At 41.5% G+C, this 14424-nt stretch carries 7 protein-coding genes; 4 read left to right on the forward strand and 3 right to left on the reverse strand.

From position 1 onward, the window contains the following. Positions 1-13 precede the first annotated feature (13 nt). Positions 14-3436 (reverse strand): chromosome segregation protein SMC, encoded by a 3423-nt coding sequence (gene smc / locus AC19MX_RS00420; RefSeq protein ID WP_432402678.1) that lies wholly within the window; start codon positions 3434-3436, stop codon positions 14-16. Between the two features lie 160 nt (positions 3437-3596). Here smc and cysZ point away from each other — a divergent pair, with 160 nt between their 5' ends. Both cysZ and AC19MX_RS00430 read left to right on the forward strand, forming a co-directional pair. Then, positions 3597-4370, forward strand: a complete 774-nt coding sequence (cysZ, locus tag AC19MX_RS00425) for a sulfate transporter CysZ (protein WP_432402675.1) — start codon at positions 3597-3599, stop codon at positions 4368-4370. Between the two features lie 241 nt (positions 4371-4611). Continuing rightward, positions 4612-6918, forward strand: a complete 2307-nt coding sequence (locus AC19MX_RS00430) for a carbohydrate binding family 9 domain-containing protein (protein ID WP_432402837.1) — start codon at positions 4612-4614, stop codon at positions 6916-6918. 90 nt (positions 6919-7008) lie between these two features. On the opposite strand, the gene AC19MX_RS00435 is transcribed toward AC19MX_RS00430, so the two are convergent. Continuing rightward, positions 7009-8238, reverse strand: a complete 1230-nt coding sequence (locus AC19MX_RS00435; RefSeq protein WP_432402673.1) for a response regulator — start codon at positions 8236-8238, stop codon at positions 7009-7011. Positions 8239-8277: 39 nt separating this feature from the next. Next, a complete protein-coding gene (locus tag AC19MX_RS00440) occupies positions 8278-9399 on the reverse strand; it encodes a beta-ketoacyl-ACP synthase III (RefSeq protein ID WP_432402671.1) in 1122 nt (373 codons plus the stop codon). Between the two features lie 388 nt (positions 9400-9787). Here AC19MX_RS00440 and cysK point away from each other — a divergent pair, with 388 nt between their 5' ends. Together cysK and AC19MX_RS00450 are read left to right on the forward strand one after the other, a co-directional pair. After that, complete coding sequence (cysK, locus tag AC19MX_RS00445) at positions 9788-10753, forward strand: cysteine synthase A (RefSeq protein WP_432402669.1); 966 nt, start codon at positions 9788-9790, stop codon at positions 10751-10753. 727 nt (positions 10754-11480) lie between these two features. Continuing rightward, entirely contained in the window at positions 11481-14321 is a 2841-nt protein-coding gene (locus AC19MX_RS00450; RefSeq protein WP_432402667.1) for a TonB-dependent receptor domain-containing protein, read from the forward strand. The last annotated feature ends 103 nt before the right edge of the window (positions 14322-14424 follow it).

A 14424-nucleotide genomic window follows, 5' to 3' on the forward strand; every position in this document is an offset into this window, starting at 1 on the left:
CTGTCTTTCTAATTTATACCGCATCGGCTAAGGCAACTGCGGCTTCAATGTCCACTGCGACTATCCTTGAAACGCCCGGTTCATGCATAGTAACGCCAATGAGTTGATCAGCCATTTCCATCGTTATTTTATTGTGACTGATATAAATAAATTGCACGCTTTGTGACATTTCTTGCAATAAACGACAAAAACGTTCGACGTTAGCGTCATCCAAAGGTGCATCAACTTCATCTAACATACAAAAAGGTGCTGGATTTAGTCTAAAAATAGCAAAGACTAATGATAAAGCGGTTAACGCTTTTTCTCCACCACTAAGTAAATGTATGGTGCTATTCTTTTTACCCGGTGGTTGGGCCATGATAGTGACCCCCGTTTCGAGTAAGTCATCATCGGTGAGCGCCAAATACGCTTTCCCCCCACCAAACACTTTAGGAAATAATTGCCCTAAATCGTGATTTACCGCTTCAAATGTTGCTTTAAAGCGGGTTTTCGTTTCTTTGTCGATTTTTCTGATTGCATCTTCCAGCGTAGACAATCCTTTATTTAAATCATCATCTTGACTGTCTAAATAGTCTTTACGTTCACGCTGGGTTTCAAATTCTTCAATTGCTGCAAGGTTAATAGCGCCTAAGCGAACAACTTTTTGTTTAACCTTTTCTAGCTGTTCTGCCCACACGTTTGCACTCGCATGTTCTGGCATATCGGCAACCACCTGCTGCAACTGAATTTGTTGCTCTTGCAGCAATTGTAGCTGTGCATTGGCCTGCCCTTTTAAACCCTCACGACGTAACTTTAACGCGCTTATCTTTTGAGTCAAGTCCTGTAACACTACAAGCTGTTGTTTTTGCATCAATACTGAGCTATCTACACTGGTTTGCAACTCGGATTGCTGAGCACGATTTTGTTGCAATTGTCGCTGCAGGGCTTGCTGTTGCTCAAGTGCGTCAGTCAGTTGAGCGGATAATTGTGCTAATTGATGCTCACCACGCTGATGTTGATTGTCTTGCAACATTTGTTGTAACTGAGCGTACTGATTTGATAATTCAGTCTGTTTTTCAGTTTGTTGTTGTAATTGTTGCAAGCTAAGCGCTTGTTGAGTGGCATGTTGTTGTCGCTGAGCTTGTTGCTGTGTTAATTGACTTAGGGCTTCTGCACGCTTACTTTTGGTTTCTCTCAGCTTTGCCTGGCTGTTTTGCCATGCATATTGCGCGACTTCATGTTGATTAATGGCAGTCGACAACGCATCTTCTTGAGTGAAAACTTGCGCTTCGTAAGCTTCTATTTGCATTTGTTTATCACGATAGACTTGTTCAAGCTTGGTAAGCGTATCCTGGCACTTTTGTTGTTTTTGTTGTTTATCGCTGAGTTGCTGTTGAACACTGGCCACTGTCGATTGCAGCTTTGTTTGGCTAATTTGCAATTGATGACAGTGTTGTTGTATCTGGCTTAATTGTATTTGCTGCTCAGCGGCTTGTTGGGTCTGTTCACTTAACGCTTGCTGCGCTGATGCCAACTGTGAGTCTAACGTTAACAATTGTTCGCTTAACACTGCACGCTCTTGGCTAAGTACGATGGCAGATTGCCCTGCTTGGGTGTGATTTAATACAAAACCGTGGCCCACGAGGTAACCTTCTTGAGTGGCAATGTACTGATTATCATTAATTTGTGGCAGTAGTTGTGTTGCTTCATCAAGATTTTGTGCCCAAATGACCGACGACAACCACGGCGCTAAATTAGCCTTTGTCGTAAAGGCATCATTGTTCAGGTTGGTTTGTTGAGCAAAGCCAATCAATGCTTGGCTAGGCGCTTCATCTGCGGATAAAACCGGTAATTGGCTTAATCCGTGCAATACCATATCAACGGCTTTTTCCCAGCCTGGTTTTACTTGTATTACTTGCCACAATTGTTGGCCTGACGATTGTGTGTGTCCGGCAAGCAATTCATCAATAAGCTGTAAACGAGCTTGGCGATGAGCCATGGTTTGCTTAAGCGTTTGGTAAGTATCTCTTTGTAGCTCTAGTGCATGTTGCGCGGTGCTAAGTTGCTGCTCACCTTGTTGTTGCTGGGCAAATGTTTCAGCTAACTGCGTATCAACAAGACTTAGTTGTGTTTGGGTATCACTTAATTGCGAGTGACTTTCTTGTTGCTCTAGCGCAGCTAACTCTTGAGTTAGTTGCACCTTTTGGCTTTCGTCTTGCTGCAAGCTTTGTTGCTGGTGTGCTAAGCTTGATTGCGATAAGGCCAGTTGCATTTTATTAGCCGCAAGAGTTTCAGCATATTGTGTGAGCTGTAATTGCTGATCATCACAAGCCTCTTCTACCACAGATAATTGTTCATCAATTAATTCAAGCGCAACTTGAGCTTGCTCGCAATGCGGAGTTAAGGCATCTGCTTGTGCAACTAACTGTTGGTAGTTGTCGTTCAAACTCGCAATAGCCAACTCACCTGCGGCTAATTGTTGTTGCAAAGCCGTGATTTGCTGTTGCAGCTGCGAGTCTTGCTGTTGCTGATGCTTAAGCTGTTGCTCGAGCTTAGTAATGTTATTGCCGGTTAAATAGTATTGCTCAACTAATTTATGCTCAGCATCGCTTAACTCAGCCAATTGCTGTTTAAGCTGCGTAACACTGGTGTCACTCTGTTGGGCGGTGCTTTGCTGCTGTTCAGATTGACTCTCTAACCCGCTTAATTCCGCTTCAAGTTTATCGGTTTGAGCAAGTTGCTCTTGATAACGAATAACCAGTAATTGGCTGTGCAGTTGACGTTCGCTATTTTTAAGTTCGCGGTATTGTAATGCGGCTTTGGCTTGTTGTGATAACTTGTCGAGTTGTGCGCCTAATTCAACCCTAATGTCATTTAAACGCGCTAAGTTTTCACGCGTATGACGAATGCGATTTTCGGTTTCTCGGCGGCGTTCTTTATAACGTGAGATACCGGCTGCTTCTTCGATAAACACCCGCAGCTCTTGCGGTTTAGATTCAATTAAACGGGAAATCGTTCCCTGTTCAATAATCGCATAGCTTCGCGGCCCAAGCCCGGTGCCCATAAATAAATCAGTAATGTCTTTACGGCGGCACTTTTGACCGTTTAAAAAGTAAGTTGATTCGCTGTCGCGATTGACTTGACGTTTAATTGATATTTCTTGATAACTCGCATATTGCCCAGCTAAACGCCCTTGAGTGTTTTCAAAAACTAATTCAACTCCGGCTACAGAAATAGGCTTGCGTGAAGATGAGCCGTTAAAAATAACATCGGTCATCGAATCGCCACGAAGATTTTTAGCGCTACTTTCTCCCAGCACCCAACGCACAGCATCAATCACGTTGGATTTGCCGCAGCCATTTGGGCCAATAATTGCTGATAACGCGTTATCAAAAGGGATTTTAGTTGGGTCTACAAACGACTTAAATCCAGCAAGTTTTATTTGTTTTAATCTCATGTTGCCAGTTCAGGTACGCATTAAAAGGAAAAAGCAGCTCACTTTAGCAATTGAGCCGCATTTTGTAACGATTTTTATCCTTTTGAAACAGTTTATCGCTTGTTTTATTGTCTTTGCCTAGTCAAAATCAATGTCATGAGTCACAAAATAGGCGAGTTACATGGTAAACAACACTCAGACCGTTAAAAAGAGCGGTGTAAATTATTTTATGCAAGGCTTTCAATTAATTAAACAGCCAGGGTTACGCTCATTTGTGTTTATCCCGCTGATGATCAATTTAGTGCTTTTTGCTGGAGCGATGTATCTTGCTGTTGGCCAACTGACACAACTTTTTGACTGGATGGATGGCCAATTACCCGATTACCTGAGTTGGTTGCATTTCTTTTTATGGCCCTTGGCAGTGCTGACTATGTTAGTGGTGATGTCGTTTATATTCAGTTCGGTAATGAACTGGTTAGCCGCCCCTTTTAATGGCTTACTCGCTGAAAAAGTGGAACAACATCTTACCGGCAAAAACTTAAACACTGGCACGTCTATCGACATGGTTAAAGATTTACCGCGTGTGCTCGGACGGGAATGGACAAAGCTTAAGTACTATCTACCCAGAGCATTGCTATTTTTGGTGTTATTTTGGGTTCCCGTCATCGGCCAAACTGCAGCGCCGATTTTATGGTTTTTATTTACCGCCTGGATGATGGCGATTCAATATTGTGATTACCCATTTGATAACCATAAAGTCAGCTTTGATGACATGAAGTTTGCCCTTAAAAACACCAAAGGTTCGAGCTACAGTTTTGGCGCATCGGTCACTTTGTTTTCAATGATCCCGATTGTGAACTTTATTGTGATGCCTGTGGCAATTTGTGGTGCAACCTCAATGTGGGTCGACAAATATCGCGAAGCCTATAAAAACCCAATGATTGCACCTGACTAGTGTGTTAATCGCTGCGTTTTAGCCGGTATGATGCAATGTTCCACAATGAGCCCGTTCTGTTGAACGGGCTTTTTTATGCCTGCCCAACATTCTGTAACAATTCATTGATATTTTTATTACATGTCAGACCTACCCTGAACCCACTTTTTTGCGACAATGGCCAAAATAACAATAAAGAGAAACTGTGGTTGTGATTAACTTTTTTCGTGGTGTATTCATTGCAAGTATTGTGTCTGGGGTTATGTCCGGTGCTATATCGCAAGACTGCTTTGCCGGTTCTAGCCAACAATTTCATTTAGATATTCCAACTATCAATCAAGAAGTTGAAATCGATGGTGACTTCAATGAGCCTGTTTGGCAGCAAGCAGCACAGGTAATGTTAAAATACGAAACCTCTCCAGGGGAAAATATTGCCGCCCCAGTCAATACCTATGCCAAAGTATTTGCCTCTGAAACTAGCTTGTATTTTGCCTTTATCGCTCACGATCCATCGCCAGAGAATATCAGGGTAAACCTGAGAGACCGAGATAAATCCTGGGGCGACGATATGGTCGGTATTAAGCTCGACACGTTTAACAATGCCCGTCTAGCCTACCAATTTTTTATCAATGCTTATGGGGTACAAAGTGATTCAATTGAAAACGAACTCACTGGCCAGGAAAGTGATGCCTGGGACGGTATTTGGTACAGTAAAGGTAAATTGACCGAGCAAGGCTATCAAGTTGAAATACAACTGCCACTGCGCTTGTTTAACTTTGATGACAGCCACCCTTTGCAAACGTGGGGGATAGAATTAGTCCGTTTTTATCCTCGTAATGAAACCCATCGATTATCGACTCATCAAATTGATCGTAATGTAGCATGCCAGCTTTGCCAATTAGGTACAGCCTCTGGCCTTGCTGGAGCGACACAAGGTAAAGACCTCCAAATAACGCCATCTTTTGTGGCTGACCAAAATCATCAGCGAGACATTGCATCAACAGGCCCGTGGCAAGATAATACCAACGTGGAAGCGGGTGTTGACCTACGTTGGGGGATCACCCCAACGACGTTACTTAATGCCACCATTAACCCCGATTTCTCACAAGTTGAAGCCGACGCAGGGCAATTAGATGTTAACAATACCTTTGCGCTATTTTTCCCAGAGAAACGCGCGTTCTTTTTAGACAATAAAGACTATTTTGATACTCAATTAGATTTACTGCATACCCGTAATATTGGCTCGCCAGACTATGGTTTAAAGCTCACCAGCAAAACTGACGATCATACCTTTGCAATGTTGGCGGCTAATGACATTCAAAGCCAATTTTTAGTGCCTGGTAACCTAAGCTCCGATATTGCTGTCATTAATGAGCAAAGCCATAACGTTGCAACGCGATACCGATTTGACCCGAGTAAGCAATTTTCGATTGGTGGTTTAGTCACCTTAAAGCAAGCGGATGATTACCATAACTATTTAGCAAGCGTTGACGTTAAATATCAACCCACGAAGCAAGACACGTTTACCGCGCAATATGCCCACTCGCAAACACAATACCCAGATGAATTTTTCAATCAATTTTGCGGTAGTGACGATTGTAGTGATGCTTTAGATGGCTGTGAAATAGGTGATTGTGCCATTAACGAACGAGTATTGCGCACCAATAAAGACGATAAATTTGATGATAGAATGTACAACATTGCCTATCAACACGAGCGTCGGAGCTGGTATGTCTCTACTAATTATGAATCAATAGGCAGCGATTTTAGAGCCGATTTAGGCTTTATCGATAAAGTTGATTTAGCTAAATTTGTGTTTGGTGGCGGTTATATTTGGTATCCGGACAACAGCTTTTTTAACCGCATAGAATTGGGCGGAGACTGGGATATTACCCATAGCCAAAATAATGAACGCCTCGAACAAGAAACCGAAATGTTTATTGAGTTTGAAGGTGGCTTACAAAGTTATATTGCGACAGGAATTATTCAGCGCGAACGAGTGGGCAGACGTCATAACCCGAGCATCATTGATATTAACGATAACACCACCCTGTTTGAAGAAACCTTAGGCTGGTTATATACCAATTTTACCCCAGTAGGCTCACTCAAGCTCGAATTGGATATGTACTTGGGTGATGATATCGATTTTGCCAACAACCGCCCTGCTACAGTACACATGTATAATCCGGGTATTGAATGGAAGATAACAGAGTCGTTAGTGCTCGATTTTTCACACCGTTACCAAACCTTAGATGTTGCCGATGGCCGTTTATTTACCGCCAACCTCAGTGATGTACGCTTAAATTGGCAATTAACCCTCAATAGCTTTATCCGCTTAAGCAGTGTATATACCCGCATTGAACGCGACCCTAATTTATATCTGTACCAAAATCCAGATAAGCTCTATCAAGACTTAGGCAACGAATTGCTATACGGCTATAAGTTAAATCCGCAAAGTGTATTTTATGTGGGGTATTCTGACGCATTTGTGGCAAACGATGACATAGATTCGTTAACGCAACATGAGAAAACCTACTTCATGAAGCTGAGTTATGCCTGGTTGTTATAAAGCATGCCAATAAATTAGCCACACAAAAACGCCGTTGATAAATATGATCAACGGCGTTTGTGTGTGTATCTTAGGGTTAAACAATAAGTATTACTGACTCATCACCTGGTTACGCCCTGCCGCTTTGGCTTGATAGAGTAACTCATCGGCGCGCTGTAATGCATGATCGAGCGTTTCGTTATCTCGGGTCGATACGCCGCAACTGAATGACACCTGTAAATCCCCCGCCGTGGTAGATATAGGGCTTATGGTACATTGCTCTCTAAACTTATTCACTAACGTACTGGCTTTAGTGCTGTCCAAGCCTTTAAAGGCAATCACAAACTCTTCACCACCAAAACGTGCAACAGTAAAGTTTGCTGCAAAAGCATTTTCTAATCGCTGAGCAAATTCAATTAACACTTGATCGCCAACATCATGACCATGGGTATCGTTAATTTTTTTGAAAAAATCTAAATCTAACAATGCCACCGACAATAATCCGTTATCAGAGTCTTTGCTATTATGCTGACTGAAAAAATACCGACGAGTGTAAGATTGAGTTAAATAATCACGATTAGCCTTAGCCCATAAATTGCGCATCATATCGAGCGCATCTAAAGTATTAAGTACCCGGCAATGAAACTCTTCATGGACAAACGGTTTTTGCAAGAAATCATCGGCACCGTTTTTAATAAACTTGGCCGATAAGCTTTCGTCGTTGTCATTCGATAAGCCAATAATCGCGATATCTTCGCGATTATATTTCTCGCGTACCCGCAATATTAATTCTACACCATCAATTTTTGGCATGTTGTAGTCAGTAATCAACAACTGAATATCAGGCTCTTGCTCAAGTACCGTTAATGCTTCTTCACCGTCCTTTGCTTCAATCACTTGAAACAAATGATGTTCAAGCAACATACGCACAAATTTACGGCTAACCACTGAGTCATCGACCACCAACACTTTAACCTGTTGATTGCGATACAACCTGTCGATAAGTTTAACCACGTATTGATAGCTGTATCGATTATCTTTAGGAATATAATCAACAATACCAAGCTTGAGAATTTCCCGACGCTGGTGAGCATCTAAATTACTGGTGAGCACAATACAAGGCGTTTTATAAGACGTTAATACCAGACGCACAATGTCACCATTGGAGGCGTCTGGCAGGTTTAAGTCTGCGACGACGACAAAGTATTGATGTTGCTCTAATAACGCCAATGCACTAGACATATCTGGCGCAACGTCCACATGATAACCAAGATCTTGTACAATTAAATGCTTCAAGATTTTAGATATGGTAGTGCTGTCTTCAACAATCAATACTCGCAATACTTTCACCTTGTTAATTATTATCGGTGCACTAATGAGTTAGCACTTTTCGAGCACTATACTACCTATCGAATAGCCAGCGCCAAATGAGCACAATAAACCTAAATCGCCCGTTTTAAAATCTTGATTGAATTTATGAAATGCAATCACTGACCCTGCCGATGCTGTATTAGCATATTCATCAAGTACGATAGGTGCTTGTGATGGCTCAACATTATCACCAAGAAGCTTCTTCACTACAAATAAATTCATGTTTATGTTGGCTTGATGGAGCCATAAACGCTTAAATTCTTCAGGCTTTATTTGTTCATCAGAAAATTGTGCGTCAAGGTGCTGATAAATCATCGGCAGCAACTCTTTAAACACTTTGCGCCCTTGTTGGTGAAATAGTTTATCTGCGCTGTTGGCCTGCGCAGGATCGCAGCGGTTAACAAAACCGAAGTTGCTGCGAATATTACTTGAGTAGTCAGTGACACATCGCGTCGATAACACACTAAAGGCATGCTCTGAGGTTGAAAGCTCAGCACGCTCAACCACCACGGCCGTCGCCACATCACCAAAGATAAAGTGGCTATCGCGATCGCGGAAGTTAATTTGTGGTGAAGTCAGCTCAGGATTAATCACTAACACACGATTAGCCGTACCACCGCGGATGGCATTAACCGCATTCACAATAGCAAACGTCGCAGACGAACACGCCACTAACATGTCATACGCAAAGCCTTTAGTGCCCATAGCTTGTTGTATTTCAATCGCAATGGCCGGGTACGCTCGCTGGGTATAAGCACAGGCGACAATGACTAAATCAATATCGTCTGCGGTTAAATTGGCTTGCGCTAAGGCTTGCGTTGCCGCTGCAATCCCCATTTCAGCTTGCATTGATAAAGCATCAGAAGGTTTGTCGGCAATCAAGGGCATCATGATGTCTGTATCTAAAATACCGTCTTTTACCATCACATAACGACTTTTAATACCTGATGCTTTTTCAATAAACTCACTCGAAGAGTAAGCCAATGCAGCAGTAGTGCCTGCTTCAATGTCTGCAGCATGCTGTTGGTTAAATTGATCAACATAACTGTTGTAACAGGTCACCAATTCATCGTTAGACACGCTATAAGGAGGGGTATATAAACCACTGCCAGAAATCACAACTTTATTCATTTTGCTCTACCATTATTAGTGAGTAAGTGAGTTAATGCTCATCAGCAACCAGACATTCCCATGATGCGAGTGAAGTATGATAATGCTATCGCAATAATCACGCTCGTCATCTGCCTCGTTACATTTCAACCGAGCTGAATTAACTTATTGCAGCTATTCTAGTATTTTATATTTTGTTTTCGTCATACTAAATTAAATTTGCATGATGGTCGGACCATCGAATGGTGTTTATTTGGCCGAAAAGCCCGAAAACCCGCCAAAAACTGTCGTTTTAGTATAACAGCATTAACGCTAATAACTAAAAGGAATAAAGAAGAACAAACTTTCACTTCTAAATCCTGCCAAGCAGATTATGATTGAGCAATGCAACCATAGGAGCAAATAATCCATGAGCAAAATTTTCGAAGATAATTCATACACTTTAGGTAATACCCCGTTAGTTCGTTTAAACCGTGTCAGCAATGGCAAAGTGTTAGCAAAAGTAGAAGCCCGTAACCCAAGCTTCAGTGTTAAGTGTCGTATTGGCGCGAACATGATTTGGGATGCTGAAAAGAAAGGTCTGCTAACCAAAGATATCGAGTTAATTGAACCGACTTCGGGTAACACAGGTATTGCACTTGCTTATGTTGCTGCTGCACGTGGTTACAAGTTAACCCTAACCATGCCAAACACCATGAGCCTTGAGCGTCGCAAACTGCTTAAAGCATTAGGTGCAAACCTAGTGTTAACAGAAGGCGCCAAAGGCATGAAAGGTGCCATCGATAAGGCTGAAGAAATTCGCCAATCAGCGCCAGAAAAATATTTAGTGCTGGGTCAATTTAGTAACCCTGCTAACCCAGAAATTCATGAAAAAACCACCGGCCCAGAAATCTGGAACGATACCGATGGTGAAGTTGATGTGTTTGTTGCCGGTGTAGGTACTGGCGGTACGTTAACAGGTGTGAGCCGCTACTTGAAAGCGCAAGGTAAAACCATTACTTCTGTTGCCGTAGAGCCCGTTGATTCACCGGTTATTGCCCAAGCGTTAGCAGGACAACCGATTCAACCAGGTCCACACAAAATTCAAGGTATCGGTGCTGGCTTTATTCCTGGTAACTTAGATTTGTCGATTATTGACCGTGTTGAAGCTGTAAGTAATGAAGATTCAATTGAAATGGCGCGCCGTTTAATGAAAGAAGAAGGTATCCTAGTGGGTATTTCTTCTGGTGCAGCTGTAGTGGCTGCCAACCGTATCGCCGCATTACCTGAATTTGCAGATAAGACTATTGTGGTTATTTTACCTTCTGCAGCAGAGCGTTATTTATCATCAGTATTATTTGCTGGCGAATTTAGCGACAGCGAGAACGTACAGTAATACAAAACTTGGGCCTGAAATAAGGCTAAAGCAATCCTAAAATGCCAACAATGAACTTGTTGGCATTTTTTATTGCTTCTATTTTGACTAACCTTCTATTGTTTCTACTTTTTAAATCAACAAGAGCAAAACAATAAAATACAAAGTTTATTGCATGTCCAAGATTCAACTTAATGTGATATTCTTGTCTACACGCAAAACTCACTAGATAAGCAATAAATAGTGATATTTTCTGCATAAATACCGCATAAATGAATCTATTAGTGATTATGACTCACTGATTTGAGCAAATTAATCGAAGTGAAAATATATTGAATCCAATATTCAATCTGACTGTTTAACGTCATTTTTATATTAAAAGATCACATCGTTAAATAAATTCATCTAAATTGTGAAATAATTCACTTTACATATAATCAACAAGATTAGATTGGTCATTCACCTATAACCCATCAAAAACGCCTCAATCGATACAATTCCGTAACAAATTCAGCTTTTGTAAATTATCGTCCTGACAAATTTGTATTTTAGTCACTCACTTGTTGATTATTTGTTTATTAAAATGACGACATGAGTTAACGCTTATTTTTAAATACCTAATCTTTATAGTGTTGTTTTTTATTGAATTTATCGTTATACCCATGCTCGTGTAATGTTATGTCAGCCTACTCTGCGAAGTGCTGCAATTAATTACATCATAATAAAAAACATTTCTGGGAGTGATAAAATGCAAGTTAATTCAAAATTAGCCAATGCGGTTCGCATTGCGTTAATGAGTGGTGTCGTGTTGTCTGCCACCACATCAATCAATGCCATCGCTGAAGACACCGCGGCGTCAAATGTAGAACGTATTTCAGTCACTGGTTCACGTATTATTCGTGAAGGTGCAATTGCGCCAACGCCTGTGACAGTGATTACCGGTGATGAATTATTATCAACAGGTGTAACCAATATTGGTGAAGCGCTAAACCAATTACCTGCACTTGGTAATACTTTCTCATTAGCGAATTCAGGTAATTCAATTGGCACATCAGGGCTTAACATACTTGATTTAAGAAGCATGGGTACCGCCAGAACATTGGTGCTTGTTAATGGTAAACGCCATGTATCAAGCTCTGCGGGTTCATCGTCTGTAGACGTTAACACCATCCCAAGTGTGTGGATTGATAAAGTAGAAGTGATCACAGGTGGCGCATCGGCAATTTATGGTGCAGATGCGGTAACCGGTGTTGTTAACTTTATTTTAAAGAAAAATGTTAACGGTTTAGATGTATCAGCCACCAAAGGCTGGGCCGATGATAGCGACTTTAAAAAAGATCGCTTTTCGTTATCTTACGGTAAAGACTTTGCACAAGGTGATGGTAACGTTGCTTTTGCGGTGGAATATAGCTCTCAGGAGCAATTACGTGCATTTGACCGTGATCAAACCTCAACTGCTTTTGCCAGTTTAGCCAATACAAGTCGCACAGAAGACAATAACGACCCGGCTAACCCAGACAAAATCCTGACACCTAATGCTGGCCATTACAGCATTAGTAACGCCGGTACGATTTATTTAGATGGTTGGAAAACCTTTAATGCCGACGGTTCAATGAAAGATGTGTATTTAGGTAAAAATGTTGATGGTATCCGTTGTGCTGAGTGTGATTTCACTAACTTAAATCAGTTTGTTACATTGCAACCAGAATTTGAGCGTTACAACGTTAACTTTAAAACCAACTATCAACTGAACGATGACCATAATGTGTATTTTGAAGCTAAATACGCTAATAGTCAGTCAACCGGTGAAAGTCAGCCTGCATTCTTCTTTAGCAACCCAGTGAACAACGTTAGCATTGATAACGCCTTTGTCAGCCCTGAACTGGCAAGCCTAATGCGAGACAATAATACAGACACCATCAATGTTCGTCGCTTTATGACTGACTTAGGTGCGCGCATTGAAGATGATACCCGTGAAACTCAACGTTATGTTTTAGGCTTAGACGGTATTGTTTTTGAAGATTGGGACTACGATCTTTATGCCGTTTATGGTCAGACTGATCTTGAACGTATTAATAAAAACAACCTTGTATATAGTAACTATAGCAACGCACTTGATTCGATTTTAGTGGATGGTGAAGCTGTGTGTCGTGACGAAACGGCAAGAGCGGCAGGTTGTGTTGCGGTTGATATTTTTGGTTATGGCGCACCAAGCCAGGAAGCCATCGATTATATTAATACCACGTCTACAGGCACATCTGTTATTAAGCAAACGGTGTTAGGCGGCAGCATGACAAACTCTGGTTTGTTTGAATTGCCAGCCGGTTATGTTGGTTTCTCTACGGGTGTTGAATACCGCAAAGAAGAAAGTGAAGTATTTGAACCTAATAATGCTGAAGGTACATTCTTTAACGTACTAGGCGAAGATAAAGGTGAGTTTAACGTTCGCGAAATATTTGCTGAAATGACCTTACCGTTACTTGCTGATTTACCCATGGTTCGTCAGTTAGATCTCGACCTTGCTATCCGTTTTGCTGATTACAGCACCATTGGCAATGCAACAACGTGGAAAACAGGCTTAAGCTGGGAAGTAGACGACGAAATTCGTGTCCGTACCACTTACTCTGAAGCCATTCGTGCACCTAACATCAGTGAGCTTTACGGCGCAGAAAGCCAAACCTTCTTCAGTGTAGAAGATCCTTGTCGTGCAACCAGTTTAGGCGAGCAAAATGATTCAACAATCCGCCAAGCAAACTGCACAGCTTTAGGTGTGGCAACGGGTTTTGATTCTGATTATGACGATGAAACCCTTGACGGTGTCAGCAGTGGCAATGAAGAATTAGAAGCAGAAGAGTCTAAGAGTTACACCTTAGGCGTGGTTTATCAGCCAGGCTTTATCGATGGTTTATCGATTACAACTGACTATTGGAACATTGAAATAGAAAATGCCATTAGTGTTGTAGATTCACAAAATATTCTTAACCGCTGCGTCGACTCAAAAAATGGTATTGATAATGAGTATTGTAAGTTAATTACTCGCGATTCAAGCACCAGTGAAATTACCGAAATTAGACAGCAATCATTAAACATCTCTGCACTTGAAGCCGCGGGTATCGACTTTGATATCAGTTATACCTTTGAAGCATTTAATGGTGATGTTCGCACAAATATTGTTGCAACTCGTCTATTAAAACGTAAAGACTTCTTGTTCCAAGATGAGCCAGATGCCTTCGAAGAATTTGCCGGTACTGCAGGTTATGCTAAATGGCAAGCTAACTGGAGCATTAACTATGCTATCGATAATTGGGACTACTCGTGGAGAACCCGTTACATTCAGGCGGTAGATTTATACACTAACTACACCCTGGACAACAACGCGAATCCTAGCAGCGCGATGGCATATGGTGATTACTACATCAGCGATGCCTCTGTGTCTTACAGCTTCGATTCTGGTATTTCATTAAAATTTGGTATTGATAATCTATTTAATCGTGACTTACCTTACGGCACAACAGGGACTAGTGCAGAAAGTTCTGCTTATGACAACGTAGGCCGTTACTTCCACACAACAGCTACATACAAGTTCTAAATATGGATAGCTAATCCGTATCATTGATCGATATTCGAACGGCATCTTAGGATGCCGTTTCTTTATTTATAATCTATTTACGCCAGTCCTTATCCTGAGTGAA

Source organism: Shewanella sp. MF05956 (assembly GCF_059758055.1).